Below are 23349 nucleotides of genomic sequence, written 5' to 3' on the forward strand. Positions count from 1 at the left end.
CCACCGTATCGGCCGGGGCGGGCCTCTGTCCTCAGCGGCGGACGGCCCCCTCGTACACCCCGAGCAGGGTGTCCAGTACGGCGTCCATGGAGAAGGAGGCCGCGGCCAGTTCACGGGCGGCCGTGGAGGCGCTCGCGTTGGCGGCGGGGGCCAGGAGGTCGAGGACCGCCTTCGCCACACCCTCCGGGCCGGGCTCCACCGCACGGCCCGCGCCCGCCCCGGCGATGTCGCGGGCCAGGCCGTTGGAGTGCGTGACCACCGACGGGACGCCCACCGCGAGGGCCTCCAGGACCGACATGGGGAACGGTTCGTCCACCGAGGGCAGTACGTAGACGTGGGCGCGGCGCAGCTCCGTCAGTACCTCGGCGGTGGACAGGGCCCCGGGGACCGTGAACCGGTCACCCAGGCCCAGGGCCGCGATCCGGGCCCGGACCGCCGCCAGCTCGCCCTCGTCCGGGCCGGCCACGACGAACTCCGCGTCGGGGTGCACGGCGAGCACCGCCGGGGCCGCGTCCACGAAGTCCACCGGGCGCTTGCGGGACTGGAGCCGCGCCGAGTACAGGATGCGCGGCGGACCGGCCGGCGGCGGCCGCTCCTCCTGTGCCGGGGTGCCGTTGACCAGCCGGACGGCCCGCGCCAGCGGCGAGCCGGCCACCGCGTCGAGCCCCTCCCGCTCGTGCGGGGTCAGGTACAGCACCGCGTCCGCGCCGCGCAGCAGGCGGCGCACCGCCACCGCGTCGAGGACCTTGGCCAGGACCCTGCCGCTCGGGTCCACCATGCCGTGGGTCTGGAGCACCAGCGGTGTGCGGGCCCGCAGCGCGGCCAGGGCCACGGGCAGGGTGACCAGGTCCCGGGCCAGGTGGACGTGGACGGCGTCGGCGTCGCGCACCAGGCGGCCCGCCGAGGCCAGCAGGGCCGGCGAGGTCATCCCGCTGAAGCCGAGGGGCAGCAGCCGGCGGGCCGGGAACAGCTTCGCCGGGACCCCCTCCACCACGGTCGGCCAGGGGTCGAAGCCCTCCCCGAGCGCGAGGAGCCGTGCCTCGTGCCCGCGCGCCCGGAGCCCCGCGGCCAGGTTCAGCGCGACCCGTACGGGGCCGCCGAAGGCGTGCGAGGGGGAGTGCAGGGTGACGGCGTGCAGGACTCTCACTTCGGCTCCTCCACCGGGCGGCGGCGCCCGTCCTGGGTCTGCAGGGTCAGGGCGGGCAGGTCCCGGTGCACGACCGCGCCCGCGCCCGCCACCGCGCAGCGGCCCACGGTCACGCCCGCCAGCACGGTGGCCCGTACGGCCACCCACGCGCCGTCCTCGACGGTGATCGGGGCGTTGCGGTAGCGGAAGTCGGCGGCCCGGTGGTCGTGCGAGCCGGTGCACAGCATCGACTCCTGCGAGAGGCACACGTGCGAACCGATGGTCAGCGGCTCCAGGTTGAGCAGCCAGACGCCCTCGCCGATCCACGTGTGGTCACCGACCTCCAGCTTCCACGGCCACAGCACGCGCACCCGGTGCCGGATCAGCACCCCCTCGCCGATCTTCGCCCCGAAAGCCCGCAGCAGCGCCACGCGCAGCCGGGCGGGACAGAACCAGGCCATGAAGAGGGTGTTCATCACGGCGAACCACAGGGCCTGCGTCAGCAGTCCCCGCCCCTTGTCGTATCCGGCCAGCGTGAAAGCAGGAAGATCGCGCAACAGTCGCCCCTCGTCGTCCGCCCCGGGCGCGCCTCCCCGGGCGCCGAACGCTCAGACTAAACTGCGCGCTGATCACTTACAGGGGTGGGGGCAACAGTGGCCACGGACATGCGCGAACCCGCCGTGAAGCCGGTCCCGCCGTTCTTCGAGGACGAGTCCCAGTGGGGGAAGGTCACCACCCCGCGGACCCTGCTCTCGCGGGCGCTGTCCGTGCCCCTGGCCCTCGGATTCACCGTCTTCCTCCCGCTCTTCGTCGCCGTCCAGCCCGGCGACGGCCAGCACGACGCCGCCTTCTGGCTCCAGCTCCTGCTCACCATGTACGCGGGCGCCCGGCTGTCCGCCATGGTCCTGACCAGCCGTCGGAAACTGCTCCAGGGCTCCTTCTGGCTCTTCGTCTACATGGCCATGGGCGTGGCCCCGCTCGCGCAGGCCGTCCTCGGCCGGGTCCCCACCCCCGTCGTGGGGCCCCGCTCCGACCTCACCCTCGCCATCGGGCTGGTCCTGCTCGGCTGTACGGCCTTCGACGTCGGCGTGCTGCTCGCACGCCACCGGCCCGCGGGGCGCGCGGGCGGCGTCCCGGGCGAACCCCGGCCGCTCATGGCGCACCGGCGGCGGCTCCAGCTGCTGACCGTCCTCGCCTTCCTGGGCAGCGTGGCCTTCATCCTCAAACTCGGCGGCCCCGCCGTCTTCTTCTCCAGCCGCCAGGAGATCATCGCCGGGATCGAGGAGGCGGGCGTCTCCAACGGCGACGGCCAGGCCGGCCAGGCCCTGCTGCGCGGCTTCGGCACCGTGCCCGCGCTGCTCGCGCTGCTCCTGTACACGCGCTGGCTGATCACCTCCAAGTTCGCCCGGCGCAAGGTGTCGGTCATCGTCACCTGGTCGGCGCTGGCGGTCCTCAACCTGATCGTCAACAACCCGGTCTCCAACCCGCGCTACTGGTTCCTGACCGTCCTGTTCGCGCTGCTGTTCACCGTCTTCCCGGTGAGCGCCGCCATGTACCGGGTGGCGCTGTCGATGGCCGTCGTGGTCGCCCTGCTCGTCTTCCCCTTCGCGGACCGCTTCCGCTACGACGAGAAGAACTACAAGCCCGTCGAGACGACCTCGTTCCTGGAGCCGATGGCGCTCAAGGACTACGACCAGATCGGCATGTTCGCGAACACCATCACCTTCTCCGAGTCCGGCCCCGGCCACTTCTACGGGCGCCAGCTCGCCGGATCCGTCCTCTTCGCGGTGCCCCGCTCGGTGTGGCCGGGCAAGCCGCGCGACACCGGCGTGATGGTCGGCCAGTGGATGGGCACGGTCAACACCAACCTCTCCTCGCCGATCTGGGCCGAGCTGTGGCTCGACTTCGGCCCGCTGGGCATGGGCGCCGGGCTGCTGGGCATCGGGTACGCCTCCGCGCGCGTGGACCGCCGCTACGCGAAGCGGGCCACGCGCCGCTCCGCACCGGGCAGCCTGATCTCCGTGGTGGTCCCGCTGGTCGCCGGGTACTCCTTCATCCTGCTGCGCGGTCCGCTGCTCCAGGCCTCCGGCCGGGTCGCGATCGCCGCGATGTGCCTCGCGCTCGTGGCCACGTACCGCCAGGACAAGGCCACCACCCTGCGCTGACGCGGCACGGCCCCGGCCGCATGGCGCCGTGCGCTCAGGCGGCGGCCGCGGCCTCCGCCGGCACCTTCAGGCGGCCCACCCGCAGCCACCCGGCGGCGGCCTTCGCGGCGGAGCCCAGGGCCAGGCCCCAGGCGGCGCCCGCGACGCCCCACACGGCGTACCCGCCCAGCAGCAGGCCCACCGACAGCAGCGAGTACACCACCTGGAGCGAGAGGGTGGCCTTCGGACGGAGCACGCGCAGGGTCAGCAGCGCGCAGGTGCCGAGGCCCATGACCGCGTACTGCGCGCCCGTGGCGGGCAGCAGGGCCGAGGCCGAGGCCCAGGTGTCGCCCAGCAGCTCCCGCCCCAGCCGGTTCGGCAGGGCGTACAGCACCGCCGCCCAGCCCGCGCCCAGGACCGCGAGGACCCCTCCCGTCAGCGCGGTCAGCCGGACCACGCCCCGCTTGCCGGACGCCCGCCCGACCACCGGCGGCCCGAAGGCGTTCGCCGAGTTGAACAGGACGTTCAGCGGGCCGAAGAGGGTACTGGCGCCGCGCAGCGCACCGACGGCGAGCGGTGCCGCGAACACGCCGAGCCCGAGCACCGCCAGCTGGCTGGAGCCGTTGCCCACCGCGAACTCGACGACGAAGCGCCGCCCGAGGTGCCCGCGCCGCAGATAGGGCCGCAGGTCCGCGCGCACCCCGCGCACGAACGGCCGCAGCAGCCACAGGCCCAGCCCCAGCGCGGGCAGCGCGGACAGCCCCCACACCAGCACCAGCCGGCCCGCCGAGGCCCCGTACGGCTGCAGGGCCAGGGCCCCGGCCACGCACGCCAGCCGCAGCGCGTCCGCGGCCAGCGCCCGCTCGGGCACCCGCAGGGCGGAGAAGCAGTAGCGCAGCCCGTCCTGGACGAGCACCGCCGGCAGGACGAGTCCCAGCGCGAGGAACGCCCACCCGGCGTCCCCGGGCACCGCGAGGCCCACCGCGGCCGGCACCAGCCCGGCGGCGGCCGACGCGGCGGCCGTGAACAGCACGGAGGAGCGGCACACCGTCGCCAGCCGCTCGCCCTTCTCCAGCACCACGGTCTGGCCGACGTACGCCATGTTCAGCCCGAGGAGCACGCTGAAGGCCACGTACACCATGGAGAAGGCGGCGAAGCCCGAAGCGGACGACAGCCGGGCCGCCAGGACCAGGACCAGGATGTTCGTGGCGCTGGCGGCGGCCTGGTCCAGGACCGAGGAGACCGCGGCGAGACCCCGCCGGCTCACCTGCGGCCTGTGCGGACGGTGCGCAGCGCCACCGTGTCGCTGCCGTCGCCCGGGACGGCCTCCCCGGCTCCGGCGCCCTCCCCGGCCGACGGCTCCGGCCGCGCCCCGCCGCCGGCCGCGCCGCCGGCGGCCTCGGCCCCGACGGCGCGGCCCGCGCCGCGCTTGCCGGAGTGCGGCGGCGCGTGCAGCACGGCGCCCAGCACCGTCCCGCCGGCGCCGCTGATCAGCTCGCGGATCCGGGCCAGGTCGGTGCGGTGCACGGCACGCGGGTCGCAGACCACCAGGACGCCGTCGACCCGGTCGACCAGGGCGAGCGCGTCGGCGTACGAGAGGACGGGCGGCGCGAGCACCACGACGGTGGAGTTGGGGGAGTCGGCCTCGGCGATCAGCCGGGTGGTGCGCGGGGAGGTCAGCGCACGGGCCACGTTGCGCACCCGGTCGCCCGGGATCAGGTCGAAGTCGCCCGATTCCCCGGCGTCCACGACGAGCTGGCGTCCGTCGGGCCACTCGGGGGCGCCCGTGCCCGCGCCGCCAGGCGGCTGGCTCCAGCGCGGCCGCCCGGCCGCGTCCGTCGGGAGCTGGCTGGCCAGTACCGGGGTGCGCAGGTCGGCCTCGATGAGCAGGACGTCCTTGCCGGTCTCGGCGAAGGAGGCGGCCAGGTTCACGGCCACGGCGGCGGCCGTCTCGCTGCTGCCGCGCGGGGCGACCACCAGCAGCCGGCGCCGGTCCGCGAAACGCGAGTCGTAGGCCAGCCGGAAGGCCACCGAGCGGTACTCCTCGGCGAGCCGCGGATCGGCTTCCCCGGCCGCGAGGAGCGGGCCGCCGCCGGTCCGGTCCCGGGGCAGGTAGCCCAGTACGGGCGCGCGCAGGGACCGGGCCACGTCGCCCTCCGAGCGCGGCGCCGGGTCGAAGACCAGCCGGACCCATGCGGCGAGCAGGCCGAGCGCCAGGCCCACGGCCGCGCCCAGCGTGAGCGACATGGGGAGGCCCGGCCCGTCCGGAGCGGCGGGCGGGGTCGCGGCGCTGGTGACCCGGCCCGGGGTCATGTCCAGGGCCTGCAGCTTGGCGATGTTGCCGTTGAGGGTGTTGACCTTGTTCTGGAGGTCCGTCCGCGAGGAGAGGGCCGCGTCGCGGGCGTTCCCCGCCGGCATGTTGTTGATCTGCCGGGCCACCTCGTCGAGCTGCTTGGCGATGGGGTCGCGCTGGGCCTCGTACCCCTTGACCATCTTGTCGCGGGTGACGTCGAGGGCCTCCTGCCGCTTGAGCAGGTAAGCGGCGGCCATGCCGTTGGCGCGCTTGGCGGCTTCCTTGGGGGAGGCCGCGGTGTAGGTGAACCGGAGCACCATCGTCTGCGGCGGGTTGGTCACCTGGAGGCCGCCGCGCAGGGCCCGGAAGCCCTTGTCGGGCACGCCGAGCGTCTTCGCGGCCTGTTCGGCCGTGGAGCTGGAGAGCGCCACCTGGCGCTCGGAGCCGATGTTGATGGCCTTGTCGGGGGCCATGCTCGGGTTGAACGGGTCGTCGGTGGGCGCGCGCAGCACCACGTCCGCGACGGACACGTAGGTGTCCGACGTGGACACGCCGAGGTAGACGCCGCCCAGCAGGCCGGCCGCCACGCCCGCGCCGATGAGCCGGCGGTAGCGCAGCAGCTGCTTGAACTGGTCGCGCAGGAGATCGGGTTCGTCCTCGGCCGGGGCCGTCGCCGGGCGGTTCGTCTCGGTCACGGACGCGGTCCCCCAAGTGCTTCGTCGATGAGTGCGTCGATGCGGGCCAGGCCCGCCTCACGGCTCAGGTGGGCCGCCACGTGCGCCGGACCGGCCGCGCCCAGGGCCTCCGCGGCCTCGGGGTCCTCGGCCAGGGACCGGACGGCCTTCAGCAGGGCCTCCGGGTCCTCCGGCGGTACGAGCACCCCGGCGCCCGACCGCTCCACCTCCTGCGCGGTTCCGCCCTGCGCCGCGACGGAGGCGACGACGGGCCGGCCGGCCTGGAAGTAGGAGGTGAGCTTGGACGGGACGCTCATGTCCAGCACGCCGGCGTGCTGCGTGACCGCGAGGACGTCCGCCGCGGCGAGGACGTCCGGGAACTCGCCGTCCGCGGCAGGGGGGATGATCTCCAGGTTCGGCACGCCGGCGGCGAGGCTCGCGAGGGCCGCGCGCTGGCTGCCGTCGCCCATGAGGACGAAGCGGACGTCCGGATCCAGCCGGGCGGCGCCGACGAGGACTTCGAGGCCCTGCTTGAGGCCCATGTTCCCGGAGTGCAGGACGACGGTCTGGCCGGGCGCCCAGCCCAGGTGGTGGCGCGTCTCCCCGCGCGGCCTGGTGGGCCTCGGCACGTGGGACCAGTTGGGGGCGAGCCGGATCCGCCCCGGGTCCACGCCCATCGCCACGACCCGGTCCACGAAGGTCTCGTGGATGACGCCGACCAGGGTGGCCCGCGTGAGGGCGTACGCCTCCGCGCGTCCGGCGATCGCGGCCGCCTTGTCGCCGCCGCTGATGCCGCTCTGCGCGGCCGCGGCGCCCATCAGGTCCTGGACGACGGGGACGAACGGCACCTTCCAGCGGGCCGCGAGCCGTGCGGCCGTCACCCCGCCGGCGAGGCTCGGCATCTGCGCCATGACCGCGTCCGGCTTCGGCATCCGGGGCGGGGCCACCGCACCGTGCAGCAGAATCGATCCTTCGAAGAGGGCCCGCCGGAGGGCGGTCTGACGGGGCGGCACCGTGTGCGCGCGCCGGTGTACGGTGACCCCCGCGCGCCGTTCCGTGCGCCGTAGCGCCCCCTTGTACTCCGGCTCGACCGACCAGGCCGGATAGTGCGGCATGCCCGCCAGGACGTGCGTGTCGTGGCCGGTACTCGCCCAGTGCTCCGCGATCTGGGTGGCGTACGGCCCTATGCCCGCATGCTCGGGGGCGTAGTTGGTGGAAACCAGCAGCAGCCGCCGGTGACCGGATGTGGACACTGAACGTCCCCTTCTCCCCTGGATGATGCGCACGTCACCCTATTCGTTCACCGACGGGCTATGGAACGTGCACGCTATTGTCTGCTGAATCGCCGCACCGGGGGGTGCGGCCGCTGGGGGGTAACCGATGACGGAGCGCGAATTGACCGATCCTGTGCCGTCCACGCGCAGGCCGTACCGGGTGGGATACGCGCCCGGTGCCTACGACCTCTTCCACATAGGCCACCTCAACATCCTCAGACACGCCCGCAGCCGGTGCGACTACCTGGTGGCCGGCGTGGTCTCGGACGAGATGGCCGAACTGGCCAAGGGGCGCCGCCCGATGATCCCGCTCGTCGAGCGGCTGGAGATCGTCCGCAGCGTCAAGTACGTCGACGCGGCCTTCGTGGAGACGGTCCCCGACAAGGTGGAGACCTGGAGGCAGGTCCGCTTCGACGTCATCTTCAAGGGCGACGACTGGCGGGGCACCCCCAAGGGGGCGAAGCTGGAACGGGACTTCGCCGCCCACGGGGTCGACGTCGTCTACTTCCCCTACACCGTGCACACCTCCAGCACCCAGCTGCGCCGGGCCCTGGACGCCCTCGCCCAGCCGGCGGGCCCGCCGCTGGAGCAGCTCACCGCCGAACGGCGCTGAGCTCGCGGAACCACTTCGCCAGGAACGCCAGCAGGAACAGGGCGGCGACCGCGCCCAGGCCCGCGTACGCCCAGCGGAACAGGGTCCCGCCGCCCAGCAGCAGGAACACCAGGCAGAACACCCCGTAGTCCACGGGCAGCAGCGCCACCGCGCGCAGGGTCGACGGCGCGGCGGCCGGGCTGCCCGGGGCGGGCTTCGGCTTGAGCTTCTCGGTCAGCAGCCCGCCGAAGAAGGTGACGACCGCGGCGAACTGGAAGCCCAGCGGCACCAGCAGCCAGCCGTCCGAGCCCGTCCCGTAGGCCTCGGGGAACCGGTGGAAGGCGATGAGCACGCAGGCGTGCAGCGCGGTCAGCTTGGCGGCGTCCACGACGTGGTCGAGCCACTCGCCCGCCGCGCTCCCGCCGCCGCGCAGCCGGGCCAGCTGGCCGTCGGCCGAGTCGAAGGCGAAGCCGACCGCGAGCGCCGCCCAGACGGCCACGCCCAGCCCCCACGAGGGCGCGGCCAGGGCGACCGCCGCCACGGCCGCGAAGCTGAACGCCGCGCTGACGAGGGTCACCTGGTTGGGGGTCAGGCCCAGCGCGTAGGCCCCGGCGGCCAGGTAGCGGCCGGCGGGCCGGTTGACGAACCGCGAGTAGAGCGACACCCCCTTGGCCGACTTCTGCGCCCCCCGCAGTTCCCGGAGCGCGGTCCCGACTCTCCCCATGCGTGCCCCTGTTCGTGTGGTCATGTGTTCGTGTGTTCACGGGAAGGGCACATCATCGCAGGGGGAGCGAAAGGTTCCGCTCCGGATCGGCCAACTCGCCCCAGGAGCGCGCGCACCGGCTCCCGCCCGCGGGGCCCGCGCACCACCGCACGGCCGGCTCCCGCCCCCCCCGGGTCAGCTCACCACCCGCAGCAGCAGCACCGACCGCGCCGGAACCGTCAGCGGCTCCCCGCCCTGGTGCCGGGTCCCCGGCGGAGCCGCCTGCGCCTCCCGCGAGGTGTCCAGCACCAGCTCGTACGCCGTCGCCCACGGCGCGCCCGGCAGCACCCACTCCACCGGCCGGTCCCCGGCGTGCAGCAGCGCCAGGAAGCTGTCGTCCGTCACCTGCCGGCCCCGCTCGTCCCGCCCCGGGATGTCCCGCCCCGACAGGTACAGGCCCAGTGCCGCGGCCGGCGCGTACCAGTCCCGCTCCGTCATCTCCGCCCCCGCCGGGGTGAACCAGGCGAGGTCCCGCAGCCCGTCCGCACCCTGCGCCCGGCCGGAGAAGAACGCCCGCCGGCGCAGCACCGGATGGGCCTGGCGCAGCGCGATCAGCCGCCGGGTCAGCGCGAACAGCCCGCTCCACTGCGGGTCGGACAGCAGCGACCAGTCCACCCACCCCGTCTCGTTGTCCTGGCAGTACGCGTTGTTGTTGCCGCCCTGCGTGCGCCCGAACTCGTCGCCCGCCACCAGCATCGGCACGCCCGTCGACAGCAGCAGCGTCGTCAGCAGGTTGCGCAGCTGCCGCCGCCGCAGCGCCCCGACCCGCGGATCTCCGCTCTCGCCCTCGGCCCCGCAGTTCCAGGACCGGTTGTCGTTGGTGCCGTCCCGGTTCGCCTCCCCGTTCGCCTCGTTGTGCTTGCGCTCGTACGAGACCAGGTCGCGCAGGGTGAACCCGTCGTGCGCGGTCACGAAGTTCACCGAGGCGTACGGCCGCCGGCCGCCCCACGCGTACAGGTCGCTCGACCCCGACAGCCGGTACCCCAGGTCCCGTACGTCGGGCAGAGCGCCCCGCCAGAAGTCCCGTACGGCGTCCCGGTAGCGGTCGTTCCACTCCGTCCACAGGGGCGGGAACGCGCCCACCTGGTAACCGCCCGAGCCCACGTCCCACGGCTCCGCGATCAGCTTGACCCGCCGCAGCACCGGGTCCTGGGCGATCACCGCGAGGAACGGCGACAGCATGTCCACGTCGTGCATCGAGCGGGCCAGCGCCGCCGCCAGGTCGAAGCGGAAGCCGTCCACCCCCATCTCGGTCACCCAGTACCGCAGGGAGTCGGTGATCAGCCGCAGCACGTGCGGGCGCCCGGCGTGCAGGGTGTTCCCGCAGCCCGTGTAGTCGGCGTAGCGGCGCTGGTCGGACTGGAGCCGGTAGTAGCCCCGGTTGTCGATCCCGCGCAGCGACAGTGTCGGACCCAGTTCCCCGGCCTCCGCCGTGTGGTTGTAGACCACGTCGAGGATGACCTCGATGCCCGCCGCGTGGAGGGCCTTCACCATCCGTTTGAACTCGCCGACCTGCTGCCCCGCCGTCCCGCTGGCGGAGTACCCGGCGTGCGGGGCGAAGTACCCCACCGAGTTGTAGCCCCAGTAGTTGCGCAGCCCCCGCCGCAGCAGGTGGTCCTCGTGCGCGAACTGGTGCACCGGGAGCAGTTCCACCGCCGTCACGCCCAGCGTCCTCAGGTGCTCCACCGCCGCCGGATGGGCGAGCCCCGCGTACGTACCGCGCAGTTCCTCGGGAACACCCGGATGGCGCATCGTGAACCCGCGCACGTGCAGCTCGTAGATCACCGAATCGGCCCAGGGGGTCTTCGGCCGGACGTCGTCCGACCAGTCGTCGTCATCGTGGACGACCACCCCCTTCGGGACGTACGGGGCCGAGTCCCTGTCGTCCCGGACCGTGTCCGCGATGTACTGCTGCGGCCAGTCCCGCACGTGCCCGTACACCTCCGGCGGCAGCGAGAAGTCCCCGTCCACCGCCCGCGCGTACGGGTCCAGGAGCAGCTTCGCCGGGTTGTACCGGGCACCCGTCCAGGGGTCCCAGCGCCCGTGCACCCGGAACCCGTACCGCTGCCCCGGCCGCACGCCCGGGACGAATCCGTGCCAGATCTCGTGCGTCAGCTCGGTCAGGGTGCAGCGGGTCTCCGCCCCCAGCGCGTCGAACAGGCACAGCTCCACCGCCTCCGCGCCCTGCGCCCAGAGCGCGAAGTTGGTGCCCTCCACCCCGGCCGGCCCCGCGTGGTAACGGGCCCCCAGCGGGTGCGAGGAACCGGGCCACACCGGTGGCGGCGGGGGCGCGGCCGCCCGTAACACCTTGGCCTGGACCCGCTCCCGTACGGCGTCCATGCCCGCGACGGCCCTGCTGGCATCGCTGGCGGCGGTATCCACCGCCTCTTGCTCGGCTGCGCTCGACAATGCCCGCCTCCACGGCTCCTGGGTACCGGCGGGGGAGTGCGGCCCGGCGTCCCGGCCGGGCCCGCCCCCGTCTGGTCCTTCCCACTGTTCTGCCCGGACTGTTCTGCCCGGAACGTGCCCGGCCCTCACGTTTCCCCCGGAGGGCCCCGGTCGTTGGACGGGGCGTGACTCTTCTGACGAGGCGGGCAGGGGCGGGCTTGGCCGCCGTGGCGGCGTGGGCGGCCCTGCTGGGCGGGCTCACCGGCTGCACGGGGGACGGCGGGTCCCCCGTGGAGATCCAGCTGCCCGGCAAACCCCGCTCCCCGGACGAGGCCATCCGGATCACCCCCGAGGACAACGCCAAGGGCGTACCGGCCGACGGCCCGCTCCGGGTGCACGTCCCCGAGGGCCGCCTCGAACGGGTCAGGGTCACCAAGGTCGAGGACGCCCAGGAGGAAGAGGTCCCCGGGGAGATCGCCGCCGACGGCCTCAGCTGGAGCCCCGACCCCGACGCCGGCCGGCTCGCGCTCGCCGCCAAGTACACCGTCGACGCGGTCGCCCTCGACGGGCACAACCGCCGCCAGGCCCGGCACACGACCTTCACCACCTACGTCCCCGAGGAGCGGTTCATCGGCTACTTCAAGCCCGAGAACCGCTCCACCGTCGGCACCGGCATGATCGTCTCCTTCAACTTCAACCGGCCGGTCAAGCAGCGCGCCGACGTGGAACGGGCCATCACCGTCACCTCCCGGCCGCCCGTGGAGGTCGTCGGCCACTGGTTCGGCGGCGAGCGCCTCGACTTCCGGCCCAAGGAGTACTGGAAGCCCGGCACCGAGGTCACCGTCAGGATGAAGCTGCGCGACATCGAGGGCGCGCCCGGCTCGTACGGCATCCAGGACAAGACCATCCGCTTCACCGTCGGCCGCTCCCAGGTCTCCACCGTCGACGCGGAGGCGCACACCATGGAGGTCCGCCGGGAGGGGCGGCTGCTGTCCACCATTCCCATCAGCGCCGGAGCACCCGGCAACCCCACCTACAACGGCAAGATGGTGGTGATGGAGATGTTCGACGTGACCCGGATGAACGGCGCCACCGTCGGCTTCACCGGCGAGGACGGCAAGGGCGAGTACGACATCCCGGACGTCCCGCACGCCATGCGGCTCACCGCCTCCGGCACCTTCCTGCACGGCAACTACTGGGCCAGCCCCGACACCTTCGGCACCACCAACACCAGCCACGGCTGCGTGGGCCTGCGCGACGACAAGGGAGGCGGCTCGGACACCCCGGCGGGCTGGTTCTTCGACCGGACGCTGGTCGGCGACGTGGTGGAGGTCGTGAACTCGAAGGACAAGACCGTCGCCCCCAACAACGGACTGGGCGGCTGGAACATGTCCTGGGCCGACTGGGTGGCGGGCTCCGCCATCGGCTGACGCGCCGGCCCACCCGCCCGCCACACCCGCGCGCGGCTCCGCGGACACGCTCCGGACGTCCCCGCACCCCGGAGGAGCGGCGCGATCGAGTGATTGTCGGACCGGAATGCCGTACGCGGAGAGTGTCCTCCGTCGCCGCGCCGACGCCCGCCCGCAGCCTGTCAGGGCCATCGGCGCGGGCGGATGGCGCAGACAGCGGACGGAGTGTCATGTCAGCAAGGAACTGGACCCTCGGGCTGGCCGTGGGCGCCGTACTCGCGGCCGGGACCCCCACGGCCCTCGCCGCGGGCCCGGGCACCGAGCCCCCCACGGCGGCACGCGCCCTCAGGGCCCCGCTGCCCGGCGGCCTCGGGCCCTGCATCCCGGGCGGTACCGGCCCCGGCGAGGGCTGCCCGTCCCCCTACCCGGAACCCAACAACCTGCCGTTCACCGGCCGCGACAGCAACATCAACGTGTTCGTCGGCGGGGACATGCTCGTCCGCCGGGGCGCCGCCGAGGCGGAGGGCAAGGTCGTCGTCCTCGGCGACTTCGACATGAACAAGTCCGCCGGCGGACTCGTCTACAACGTGGGCATCGCCGGAGTCGGCTCCCGGGTCCCCCCGCCGAAGGACTCCGACTTCCTCACCACCGGCGGGGACGTCACCGTCGCCCCGCGCCAGTCCCTCCTCGCCGACGGCGGAACCGTCCGCTACGCGGGCAGCCTCAGCGGAACCGTCACCGGCGTCCTCGCCCCCGACCCGAACGCCGCGGTCCCCTACAGCCGCCTGCGCGGCGCGCTCACCGCGGCCAGCACCTGCTACGCCCTGCCCGGGGGAACCCCGCGCACGCCGACCGGCCGGGCCGTCTGGAGCGCCCAGGAGACCGTCTTCACCGGCGACGGGGCCTCGCCCCTCCAGGTCTTCAACGTCGACTTCGACCTCTCCGGCCCCTCCGGCGCTCAGCAGACCCTGCGCTTCGCCGGGATCCCGGACCACGCCACCGTCCTGGTCAACGTCACGGGGGAGTCCCCGGCCGTGCGCGTCAACAACGCCCTGCTGCCCGCCGGGCTGCGCGAGCGGCTGCTGTGGAACTTCCCCGACGCCCAGTCGGTCACCCTGGCCGGCTCGGCGCAGCTCGGCGGCAGCGTGCTGATCGGCCCGCAGGCGTCGGTCGCCACCGTCTCCGTCATCGGCCTGAACGGGCGCTTCTTCACCGCGGGCAGCGTGACCCACACCAGCCCGACGGAGACCACCGGCCTGGGCGCGGAATTCCACGCCTACCCCTTCGACGGAGACCTGCCCGACTGCGCGCCGGTCCCGCCGGCCAGGGGCGCGGTGACGGTCGTCAAGCACGACGAGGACGGCCGGCCGCTGCCCGGGGCGCGGTTCGAGCTGTGGAAGGAGACCAACGGCCGCGACGGCCTCCAGTACGAGGGCCAGGACCCCGATACCAAGGTGGACGAGTGCACCACCCTCGCGGACGGAACCTGCCGGCGCGATGAGGAACCCGGTACCTACTACTGGCGCGAGACGGCCCCGCCCCCCGGCTACGAGCTCCCCGCCAACCCCGTGCACGTGCTGGTCCTGACGGCGGAGAACATCTCGGAGGGCGTCCGCCGGGTCGCGGTGAACCGCAGGACCCCCGAGCCGCCGGACGGCAGCGCCAGGGTCGTGCTGCGCAAGGTCGACAAGGACACCGGCGAGCCGCTCGCCGGCGCCCGCTTCGAGCTGTGGCGCGAGACCAACGGGACCGCCGGCCTGCAGACCCGCGAGAACCCCGACACCCGGCTTGACGGCGTCTGCGTCACCGACGAACGGGGCTCGTGCACGGTCGAGCTGCCGGTGGGGGAGCGCTACTACTGGCGGGAGGTGGGCCTCCCGGCGGGCTACGAGCGCCCCGGAGACCCGGTCACCGCCTTCGAGCTGGAGCGGGGTGACGCCGAGGAGGTCGTCGTCGTCACCGTCCCGAACCGGAAGGAGGAGGACCGGGCCGGCACCATCAGGGTCCTGAAGAAGGACGCGAAGACGAAGCGCCCGCTGCGCGGGGCGGAGTTCGAGCTCTGGAGGGAGACCAACCACACCGCGGGCCTCCAGCAGCGCGGCATCAACGCCGACGAGCGGATCGGGGCCGAGTGCACCACCGGCCGGAACGGCGTCTGCTCCTTCGACGGGCTCCCCGACGGCGCGTACTACGTGGTCGAGGTGGACGTCCCCGAGGGCTACGCCCTGCCGCGCGACCCGGTGACCGGCCCGCTGACGCTGGACGGCCGGACCCCGGGCCACCGGATCACCGTCACCCTCCTCAACCAGCGGGCGCACGATGGTCAGCCCTGCCCCTGCAAGGACAAGCCGGACCACGGCCGCCCCGAGCACGGGCGTCCCGACCACGGACGTCCCGACCACGGACGTCCCGAGCACGGCGGGCCGGAGCACGCCCGTCCCGAGCACTGACGCACCGACGCACTGACGCACCGACCGTTCCGGCCGGTCCCCGGGTGACGGGCCCCGGGGGCCGGCCGCAGGGGCCGGCGCCCCGGCCGCCCCGGCACTTGGGACGGAACGGTGACATGACTGTGCCTATTCGTAATCTCCCCATGTGATTTCCTGACGACAGCGCGCGACTGTCCGTGCGCGGGGGACATGGGGAGAAGACGAGTGAACCTGCAGCCGATACGCGGCCGCGTCCGCACCGGCCTGCCGGCCGTTCTGCTGGGGGCGGTCCTGCTGCTGACCAGCGCCTGCGGCGGCGGGGGCAACAGCGCGGGCAGTGGCGGGGACAACGGCAAGCCCGGGGGCGGCACGGCGAAGACCGGCACCGAGGCGTCCAAGGCCGTGGTCAGCGTCAAGCCGGACGACGGGTCGAAGGAGGTCGCGACCAGCGGCGTCCTGAAGATCACCAGCAGCGGGGGCAAGCTGACCACCGTGACGGTGGCCGACACCAAGGGCAACGCGGTGGAGGGCAAGCTGGCCGCCGACGGCTCGGCCTGGGAGCCCGCCCGCCACCTGGCCGCCGCCACCGAATACAAGGTGCACGCGGTCGCCAAGGACGAGGCCGGACGCGAGTCCGCCAAGGACACCACCTTCACCACCCTGACCCCGCAGAACACCTTCGTCGGCCACTACACGCCCGAGGACGGCTCGACCGTCGGCGTGGGCATGCCGGTGTCCATCAACTTCACCCGCGGCATCACCAACACGGAGGCCGTCGAGAAGGCGATCACCGTGACGTCCGAGCCGTCCGTGCCGATCGAGGGCCACTGGTTCGGCAACGACCGCCTCGACTTCCGTCCCGAGAAGTACTGGGCCGCGGGCACCAAGGTCACCGTGAAGCTCGCGCTCGACGGCGTCGAGGGCCGCCCCGGCGTCTACGGCAAGCAGACCCGCACGGTCAACTTCACCATCGGCCGCTCCCAGGTCACCACGGTCGACGCGAGCTCCAAGAAGATGGAGGTCGTCCGCGACGGCCAGGTGCTCAAGACCATCCCGATCACCGCGGGCGCCCCGTCGACGACCACCTACAACGGGCAGATGGTCATCAGCGAGAAGTACAAGGTGACCCGGATGAACGGCGCCACCGTCGGCTTCGGCGGCGAGTACGACATCTCCGACGTCCCGCACGCGATGCGGCTGTCGACCTCCGGCACCTTCGTCCACGGCAACTACTGGGCCTCCTCCAGCACGTTCGGCTCGGAGAACGTCAGCCACGGCTGCGTCGGCCTGGAGGACGAGCGCGGCGCCGGTGACCCCAACACCCCCGCGGCGTGGTTCTACAACGAGTCGCTGATCGGCGACGTGATGATCGTGAAGAACTCCAAGGACAAGCAGATCGCCCCGGACAACGGCCTCAACGGCTGGAACATGGACTGGGCGGAGTGGATCAAGTAGTCCCACCGCACGCTTAGTCCGGGTGGCCCGGTGCTGTGACCCACAGCACCGGGCCACTTCGCGTACCGCGCTTTTCCGGGGGAGACCCCCGGACCCCCGGCCGCTAACCTCCCCCGTATGACCATCTCTCTCGAAGTCTCCGAAGGCGTCGGCACCATCCTGCTGGACCGCCCGCCCATGAACGCCCTGGACATCGACACCCAGGACCGGCTGCGCGTGCTCGCCGCGGAGGCCACCGACCGCGCCGACGTGCGCGCCGTCATCCTCTACGGCGGGGAGAAGGTGTTCGCGGCCGGCGCGGACATCAAGGAGATGCAGAACATGGACCACGCGGCCATGGTCGCCCGGTCCCGCGCGCTCCAGGACGCCTTCACCGCCGTCGCCCGCATCCCCAAGCCCGTCGTCGCCGCCGTCACCGGTTACGCCCTCGGCGGCGGCTGCGAGCTCGCCCTGTGCGCCGACTACCGCATCGCCGCCGACAACGCCAAGCTCGGCCAGCCCGAGATCCTGCTCGGCCTGATCCCGGGCGCGGGCGGCACCCAGCGGCTCTCCCGGCTGATCGGCCCCTCCAAGGCCAAGGACCTGATCTTCACCGGCCGCATGGTCAAGGCCGAAGAGGCCCTCGCCCTCGGCCTGGTGGACCGGGTCGTGCCCGCCGCCGAGGTGTACGAACAGGCGCACGCCTGGGCCGCCAAGCTCGCCCAGGGCCCGGCGATCGCGCTGCGCGCCGCGAAGGAGTGCGTGGACGCGGGCCTGGAGGCGGACATCGACACCGGCCTGACCGTCGAACGCAACTGGTTCGCGGGCCTGTTCGCCACCGAGGACCGCGAGCGCGGCATGCGGAGCTTTGTCGAAGAGGGCCCGGGCAAGGCCAAGTTTGTTTGAGCGCAGCCGTATGAGCGCATCCCTTTTGAGCGCAGCCGTACGCCCGGTGTGACGGGCGACGCCTCGAGGGGCGCATGAGCTCGGCTGCACGAAACACGTGCGGGTGGATTAGCCAGGCCTTAAGGCAGTCTTAAGGGCAGCCGGTGATCCACTCACCGTGATCGTCGGGCCGCGCAACGTCACCCCAGGTGAGAGTCGTTCATGCGGCCCTCGGTTGCCCGTCGCATATGCCGGTACGCCCCCTCGGGATCCTCGGTTCCGGGGGGTGTATTCGCGCGGAACGGCCCGGGCGGACGCGCGGGCCGTCCATGATGGGTGCATGGCGGGCCTGGAGGGTGTGGAACAGCCGCGGCAGCGCAGCAGCGCTTCGGCCGTGCGGCTGACGGCGGCGGTCGAGGACGAACAGGGCCTCAGGGCGCTGGAATTGTACGGGAACCCGGCCGAGGCGGAGGTGACGCTGCCGTCCATGCCGGAGTCCGCCGGTACGGCCCGCCGGCTCACCCAGAGCGTGGTCGTCCGCTTCTGGGGCCTGTCGCCGCAGATCTCCGAGCACGCCGTCCTGCTGGTCTCCGAGCTCGTCGGCAACGCCGTCCGCCATACCGGGGCACGGTCGTTCGGCTTACGCATGCTGCGCCGGCGGGGGTGGATCCGGGTGGAGGTGCGCGATCCCTCGCGGGGACTGCCCTGCCTGATGCCGGTCCACGAACTGGACACCACTGGCCGGGGGTTGTTCCTCGTCGACAAGCTCTCCGACCGCTGGGGCGCGGACCTGCTGCCGCGCGGCAAGATCACCTGGTTCGAGATGCGGGTCGCCGACCGCTGAGGCCCCCGGAACGCCAGAAACCCCCTCTTGCCCAGGTGGGGCGCGGCGGGGGTTTCATGGGTGCGCCGAGGACCGGTGGGGTGTGTGATCCTCGGCGGGGACTTCGCTCGGGTCAAAGGGAAGCCGTGGTTCCGACTATGGCAGACGAGTCACGGAACGCCAAAACTCCCGACTCGGACATAAGTGTGCATATCCGAAGAGTTTCCATCTAAATCCTAGGTGAGATGGGCCACTCACCTCGCAATCAGCGAATAAATATCGACCGCTCTGTGTAAATCGTTGATCACATAACGGACGATCACCCCTGAGAGGCCATTCGGCGGAAGTCGCAAATTGGGTCAATCATTACCTTCGGCGCCATCCGGCCCTTAAATGGGCGGGTGCTCTGTTACCCAGACCGTCGTACGGCCCTGCGCGCCACGGTGGCGGCCGCCGCCGGCGTCCTCACCGCGGCCTGCGGCACGGACGGCGGTCCGGCGGCGCCGGGACCCGCCCGGGCCGCTCCCGCCCGCCCCGCCCGGCCGGCCGGGCCGGCGCCGGCCGCCCCGCGGCGCTTCCCCGGGCAGCCCGTGGAGATCGCGCACGGCCCCCGCGACCGGCCCCGGGTCGCCCTCACCTTCCACGGCAACGGGGACCCCGCCATCGCCCGGGCCGTACTCGCCACCGCGGAGAAGTCCGGCGCGCGGGTCACCGTACTGGCCATCGGCAGCTGGCTCGACGAACACCCCGCCATGGCCCGGCGGATCCTCGACGGCGGGCACGAACTGGGCAACCACACCCAGCGCCACCTCGCGATCAACGGCATGTCCGAGGCGAACGCCTACGCCGAGATCACCGGCTGCGCCCAGCGGCTCAAGCGCCTCACCGGCTCGATCGGCACCTGGTTCCGCCCGTCCCAGACCCAGTACGCCACCCCGCTCGTCCGGCGGCTCGCCCAGCGGGCGGGCTACCCGCACGTCCTCTCGTACGACGTGGACTCCCTCGACTTCACCTCGCCCGGCGCGGCGGCCGTGATCCGCAACGTCACCGGGACGATCCAGCGCGGATCGGTGGTGAGCCTGCACTTCGGCTACGCGGACACGGTCGACGCGATGCCGCCCCTCCTCGACGAACTCGCGCGCCGCGAACTGCGCGCGGTGACCACCACGGAGCTGCTGACCTCATGAAGACCAACCGCCTTCCCCGGAAGGCCACCGTGCTGCTGGCCGGTCTGGTCCTCGCCGCCCTGGCCGGCTGCGGATCGGCAGACGAGTCCCCCGCCGAGGCGCTCGGCTCCAAGGGGCCGGCCAAGCCCGTCAAGGCCATCCCCCCGGCCGCGCCGCCCGGGCTGGCCGGCATGCCCCCGCTGCTCGACCCCCACGACGTGTACGCCGCCGACCGGCCGAACCGGCTCTCCCCGGTGGTCAAGGACTTCCCGTCCCGCGTCTACGTGCCCAACACCAACTCCAACACGGTGTCCGTCATCGACCCGGCCACGTACAAGGTCATCGACACCATCCCCGTCGGTGTCCAGCCGCAGCACGTGGTGCCCTCCTGGGACATGAAGACCCTGTGGGTCAACAACAACCGGGGCCACACGCTCACCCCGATCAACCCGGCCACCGGCGAGGCGGGCAAGCCCGTCGAGGTGCACGACCCGTACAACCTCTACTTCACGCCCAACGGCAAGTACGCCGTCGTGATGGCCTCCATGGACCGCGAACTGGTCTTCCGCGATCCCCACACCATGGACCGGGTCAAGACGGTCCCCGTCACCTGCTTCGGGGTCAACCACGCCGACTTCTCGGCCGACGGCCGCTACTTCATCGTCAGCTGCGAGTTCTCCGGCGAGCTCCTCAAGGTCGACACCGAGAAGATGGAGGTGATCGGCCAGCAGAAGCTGCCCTTCGAGGGCGCGATGCCGCAGGACGTGAAGATCTCCCCGGACGGGAAGACCTTCTACGTCGCGGACATGATGGCGCACGGCATGTGGGTGCTCAGCGGCGACGCGTTCGACGTCCCCAAGCTGCTGCCCACCGGCAAGGGCTGCCACGGGCTGTACGTCAGCCGCGACTCCCGGGAGATGTACGTCTCCAACCGGGGCGAGGGCAGCGTCTCGGTCTTCGACTTCAAGGAGAAGCGGCTCACCAAGAAGTGGCAGCTGCCCAACGGCGGCAGCCCCGACATGGGCGGGGTCTCCGCCGACGGCAAGGTGCTGTGGCTGTCGGGCCGCTACAACTCCGAGGTCTACGCGATCGACACCGTTACAGGCAAGCAGCTCGCCCGGATCCCCGTCGGCGGCGGCCCCCACGGCCTCGCCGTCTACCCGCAGCCCGGCCGCTACTCCCTGGGCCACACGGGCATCTTCCGCTAGGTCGTCGAACAACGGTGCCCCGGGAGCTCGCACAGCTCCCGGGACACCGTGTCATGGGGCCGCCGACGGGCGGCGAACGCGTCGGCCGTGCCGGTACGTTATGCCGTGATCCCGGAGCGTGACAAGCCGTGGCCGGATCCATCAGCTGGAATTAAAGCTTCCGCCCACCCGCCCGGTGACCGCTTCCGGAGGAGCGCGCGCGGGCCGTCGGATTCCCCTCCGCGGCCCGGACGGGACCCCCGGAGTGCCCGCGCGTCCGGTGCCGTTACCCTGAGCCGGTCAACAAGCACCGAGAAGGGGTGGACCCAGTGGCTGACATCGAGAGCGCACGGGCGACGTTCGACAAGTTCGACGTGAACGGTGACGGCTTCGTCACGGCCGACGAGTACAGCGCGGCCATGAGGGCGATGGGTGACCACTACGTCACCGCCGCGATCGCGGACTCCGTGATCGCCGCCAAGGACAGCGACGGCGACAAGCTGATGAGCTTCGACGAGTTCTGGGCCTCCCTGAACAAGTAAGCGCGGCGCGTCCGCCTCCGCCCCGCAGGCCGGGGCGGGGGCGCGTCAGGCCCCGTCCTCCGGCGGAGCCTCCCCCGAAGCCAGTTTCTCCACCTCGGACAGCGCTTCCTCCAGCCAGCTCAGCCAGAACCCCTCCAGGGCGATGCCGCCGTGCAGCACGAGCCGGCGCAACCGGTCCGCGGCCGCGTCCCGCCCCGGCGGGAAGTCCTTCGCCTCGATGGCCTCGTACGTGGCCAACTGCGCCCGGTGCAGCTCCAGATGGCGCCGCAGCTCCGGCCCCAGCCGCTGCGGGCCGACCACCGCCGCCGCACGGATCCGCAGCAGCAGTGCGTCCCGCACCGGCTTCGGGTCCTGACTCTCGTCCACCCACCGCGCCAGCTCCGCGCGGCCGTCGGGCAGGACCTCGTACTCCTTCTTCTGCCCGCGCACGGGCACCTCGCTCGGCAGCGCCCGGATCAGCCCGGCCTCCTCCAGCCGCCCCAGCTCCCGGTAGATCTGCTGGTGCGTGGAGGACCAGAAGTAGCCGATCGACTTGTCGAACCGCCGGGTCAGCTCCAGCCCCGAGGAGGGCTTCTCGAGCAGGGCGGTCAGGATGGCGTGCGGCAGCGACATGCCGCCATCCTAGGTTTGCGGCCGGGCCGGCGGCGCCGCCGGCCGCCACTCGGCCAGCGCCTCCGGCACCCGCGGACCGGGCACGCCCGCCGCCAGCAGGCCGTGCGCGCGCAGCAGGGCCGTCACCGCCGGCGCCCAGGCCTGGCGCAGGCCCGCCGACGCCAGCAGTTCCGGGTCCGACAGCAGCTCCCCGGCGGGGCCCGTACGGATCCCGGCCGGGGTCAGCACGGCCGCGTCGTCGGCCCAGCGGACCGCGAGGTCCACGTCGTGGGTGGCCATGACCACCGTGGTGCCGGTCGCGCGCAGCCCCGCGAGGACGTCCAGGAGGCGTTCCTGCCCGTCCGGGTCGAGCCCGGCAGTCGGCTCGTCCAGGATCAGCACCCGCGGGGCCATCGCCACCGCGCCCGCGATCGCCGCGCGCTTGCGCTGCCCGTACGACAGCAGGTGCGTCGGGCGGTCCCGCAGCGCGGTGATGTCCAGCGCGGCCAGGGCGGCGTCCACCCGCTCGCGGACCTCCGCGGCCGGCAGTCCCAGGTTCATCGGGCCGAAGGACACGTCCTGCCCGACGGAGGCGGCGAAGAGCTGGTCGTCCGGGTCCTGCACCACCAGCTGCACCGAGGTGCGCAGCCGGACCAGGCCCTTGCGGTCGTACGCCACCTCCGCGCCGCCGAGGCGCAGCGCCCCCGTGCCGGGCCGCAGCCCGCCGCTCAGCAGCCGCATCAGCGTGGTCTTGCCGCTGCCGTTGCGGCCCAGCAGCACCAGCGCCCGGCCCTCGGCGATGGCGAAGTCCACCCCGGACAGCACGGCCGGGCCGTCCTCGTACGCGTAACCCGCGCCGACCAGCTCCACCAACGGGGTCACAGCCACAGCTCCTTCAGTACGAGGGTCCCCGCGACCAGGGCGGCCAGCAGGGCGGCGGACCCCGCCAGGAACCGCCGGGACAGCGCCGCGTCGGGTACGAGCACCCGCAGCGCGCCGTCGTAGCCGCGCCCCGCCAGCCCCTGCTGGAGCCGGGCGGCACGGTCGAAGGCCCGGACGAACGAGGTCGCCGCGAGCCCGGCCAGCGAACGCCACACCGCGGCCCGGCTCGTCTGCCCGAGCCGGGCCGCCTGGGCGCGGCGCACCTGGGCCATCGAGTCCAGCAGCAGGAAGCCGATCCGGTACATGACCAGGGCCACGTCCACCACGGGTGCGGGCACCCCGGCCCGCACCAGCCGGGGCAGCACGTCCGAGACCGGTGTGGTGAAGGCGAACAGCAGCACCCCGAGCGAGGCCGCGGAGGTGCGCAGCAGCAGCTCGGCCGCGTGCCGGGGCCCGTCCGGGGCCAGGGCGAGGAAGCCGTCGGGGCTGCCCACCGAGACCATCAGCGGCAGGGCCCCGGTCACGCAGAACCCGAGCGGGACCCGGAAGGCCCGCCACAGCTGCCGCCCGGGCACCCCGGCGGGCCCGAGCAGCACGGCCAGGGTCGCGGCGGCGACCAGCGGCCCGCCGGGCCAGGGCGGCAGGCACACGGCGGTGACCGTGAGCCCGAACCCCAGCAGGGCCTTCTCCAGGGGGTGGCGGCCCCGCCAGCGGCTGGAGTGGGCCGCCACGTCGATCGGCAGCACC

20 protein-coding genes are annotated in these 23349 nt (G+C 73.2%); 10 read left to right on the forward strand and 10 right to left on the reverse strand.

From position 1 onward, the window contains the following. Nucleotides 1-31: 31 nt before the first annotated feature. Nucleotides 32-1147 (reverse strand): glycosyltransferase, encoded by a 1116-nt coding sequence (locus ACFY7H_RS20445; RefSeq protein ID WP_388939834.1) that lies wholly within the window; start codon nucleotides 1145-1147, stop codon nucleotides 32-34. Further along, the gene (locus tag ACFY7H_RS20450; protein ID WP_388939836.1) at nucleotides 1144-1683 is read right to left on the reverse strand and encodes a WcaF family extracellular polysaccharide biosynthesis acetyltransferase; all 540 of its coding nucleotides are present in this window, start codon (nucleotides 1681-1683) and stop codon (nucleotides 1144-1146) included. Before ACFY7H_RS20450 ends, ACFY7H_RS20445 begins: the two co-directional genes overlap by 4 nt. Before the next feature lie 108 nt (nucleotides 1684-1791). Between ACFY7H_RS20450 and ACFY7H_RS20455 the strand changes: the two genes are divergently transcribed. After that, nucleotides 1792-3291 (forward strand): hypothetical protein, encoded by a 1500-nt coding sequence (locus ACFY7H_RS20455; protein WP_388939838.1) that lies wholly within the window; start codon nucleotides 1792-1794, stop codon nucleotides 3289-3291. A 34-nt stretch (nucleotides 3292-3325) separates the two neighbouring features. Here ACFY7H_RS20455 and ACFY7H_RS20460 read toward each other — a convergent pair whose 3' ends face one another. The 3 genes from ACFY7H_RS20460 to ACFY7H_RS20470 are packed head-to-tail and all read right to left on the reverse strand — an operon-like array spanning nucleotide 3326 to nucleotide 7460. After that, on the reverse strand, nucleotides 3326-4537 hold the full coding sequence (locus tag ACFY7H_RS20460; protein ID WP_388939839.1) for a hypothetical protein: 1212 nt from the start codon (nucleotides 4535-4537) through the stop codon (nucleotides 3326-3328). Then, nucleotides 4534-6258 (reverse strand): lipopolysaccharide biosynthesis protein, encoded by a 1725-nt coding sequence (locus tag ACFY7H_RS20465; RefSeq protein WP_388939841.1) that lies wholly within the window; start codon nucleotides 6256-6258, stop codon nucleotides 4534-4536. The genes ACFY7H_RS20460 and ACFY7H_RS20465 overlap by 4 nt, the downstream gene beginning before the upstream one ends. Further along, nucleotides 6255-7460, reverse strand: a complete 1206-nt coding sequence (locus ACFY7H_RS20470; protein ID WP_388940007.1) for a glycosyltransferase — start codon at nucleotides 7458-7460, stop codon at nucleotides 6255-6257. The genes ACFY7H_RS20465 and ACFY7H_RS20470 overlap by 4 nt, the downstream gene beginning before the upstream one ends. 172 nt (nucleotides 7461-7632) lie before the next feature. Here ACFY7H_RS20470 and ACFY7H_RS20475 point away from each other — a divergent pair, with 172 nt between their 5' ends. Then, nucleotides 7633-8124: an adenylyltransferase/cytidyltransferase family protein gene (locus ACFY7H_RS20475; RefSeq protein WP_388939843.1), complete on the forward strand. Its 492-nt coding sequence runs from the start codon at nucleotides 7633-7635 to the stop codon at nucleotides 8122-8124. Here the strand turns inward: ACFY7H_RS20475 and ACFY7H_RS20480 are convergent. Together ACFY7H_RS20480 and glgX are read right to left on the reverse strand one after the other, a co-directional pair. Further along, a complete protein-coding gene (locus ACFY7H_RS20480) occupies nucleotides 8105-8827 on the reverse strand; it encodes a CDP-alcohol phosphatidyltransferase family protein (RefSeq protein WP_388939845.1) in 723 nt (240 codons plus the stop codon). The genes ACFY7H_RS20475 and ACFY7H_RS20480 overlap by 20 nt on opposite strands. A 174-nt stretch (nucleotides 8828-9001) precedes the next feature. After that, entirely contained in the window at nucleotides 9002-11275 is a 2274-nt protein-coding gene (glgX, locus tag ACFY7H_RS20485; RefSeq protein WP_388939847.1) for a glycogen debranching protein GlgX, read from the reverse strand. A 173-nt stretch (nucleotides 11276-11448) separates the two neighbouring features. Between glgX and ACFY7H_RS20490 the strand changes: the two genes are divergently transcribed. The 8 genes from ACFY7H_RS20490 to ACFY7H_RS20525 all read left to right on the forward strand — a co-directional run bounded on the left by ACFY7H_RS20490 (nucleotide 11449) and on the right by ACFY7H_RS20525 (nucleotide 21129). After that, nucleotides 11449-12684, forward strand: coding sequence for an Ig-like domain-containing protein (locus tag ACFY7H_RS20490; protein WP_388940008.1), 1236 nt, complete (start codon nucleotides 11449-11451; stop codon nucleotides 12682-12684). A gap of 209 nt (nucleotides 12685-12893) precedes the next feature. After that, nucleotides 12894-15113 (forward strand): choice-of-anchor A family protein, encoded by a 2220-nt coding sequence (locus tag ACFY7H_RS20495; protein ID WP_388939849.1) that lies wholly within the window; start codon nucleotides 12894-12896, stop codon nucleotides 15111-15113. A 189-nt stretch (nucleotides 15114-15302) separates the two neighbouring features. Then, nucleotides 15303-16547 (forward strand): Ig-like domain-containing protein, encoded by a 1245-nt coding sequence (locus tag ACFY7H_RS20500; RefSeq protein ID WP_388939851.1) that lies wholly within the window; start codon nucleotides 15303-15305, stop codon nucleotides 16545-16547. Nucleotides 16548-16664: 117 nt separating this feature from the next. Beyond that, entirely contained in the window at nucleotides 16665-17432 is a 768-nt protein-coding gene (locus ACFY7H_RS20505; protein WP_388939853.1) for an enoyl-CoA hydratase/isomerase family protein, read from the forward strand. 214 nt (nucleotides 17433-17646) lie between these two features. Further along, entirely contained in the window at nucleotides 17647-18255 is a 609-nt protein-coding gene (locus ACFY7H_RS20510; protein WP_388939855.1) for an ATP-binding protein, read from the forward strand. 380 nt (nucleotides 18256-18635) lie between these two features. Further along, on the forward strand, nucleotides 18636-19421 hold the full coding sequence (locus ACFY7H_RS20515; RefSeq protein WP_388939857.1) for a polysaccharide deacetylase family protein: 786 nt from the start codon (nucleotides 18636-18638) through the stop codon (nucleotides 19419-19421). Next, complete coding sequence (locus ACFY7H_RS20520) at nucleotides 19418-20608, forward strand: YncE family protein (RefSeq protein WP_388939858.1); 1191 nt, start codon at nucleotides 19418-19420, stop codon at nucleotides 20606-20608. The genes ACFY7H_RS20515 and ACFY7H_RS20520 overlap by 4 nt, the downstream gene beginning before the upstream one ends. Nucleotides 20609-20916: 308 nt before the next feature. Next, entirely contained in the window at nucleotides 20917-21129 is a 213-nt protein-coding gene (locus tag ACFY7H_RS20525) for an EF-hand domain-containing protein (protein ID WP_388939860.1), read from the forward strand. Between the two features lie 45 nt (nucleotides 21130-21174). Here ACFY7H_RS20525 and ACFY7H_RS20530 read toward each other — a convergent pair whose 3' ends face one another. Genes ACFY7H_RS20530 through cbiQ form a run of 3 tightly spaced genes read right to left on the reverse strand, consistent with a single transcriptional unit; the run spans nucleotide 21175 to nucleotide 23348 of the window. Further along, nucleotides 21175-21741 carry a PadR family transcriptional regulator gene (locus ACFY7H_RS20530; protein ID WP_388939862.1) on the reverse strand — a complete coding sequence of 189 codons (567 nt, stop codon included), beginning with the start codon at nucleotides 21739-21741 and terminating at the stop codon, nucleotides 21175-21177. Nucleotides 21742-21750: 9 nt separating this feature from the next. After that, nucleotides 21751-22608 (reverse strand): ATP-binding cassette domain-containing protein, encoded by an 858-nt coding sequence (locus ACFY7H_RS20535; RefSeq protein WP_388939864.1) that lies wholly within the window; start codon nucleotides 22606-22608, stop codon nucleotides 21751-21753. Further along, nucleotides 22599-23348, reverse strand: a complete 750-nt coding sequence (cbiQ, locus tag ACFY7H_RS20540; protein WP_388939865.1) for a cobalt ECF transporter T component CbiQ — start codon at nucleotides 23346-23348, stop codon at nucleotides 22599-22601. Before cbiQ ends, ACFY7H_RS20535 begins: the two co-directional genes overlap by 10 nt. Between the last annotated feature and the right edge of the window lies 1 nt (nucleotide 23349).

The sequence above is a fragment of the Streptomyces sp. NPDC012794 genome (genome assembly GCF_042901085.1).
Lineage (GTDB): Bacteria > Actinomycetota > Actinomycetes > Streptomycetales > Streptomycetaceae > Streptomyces.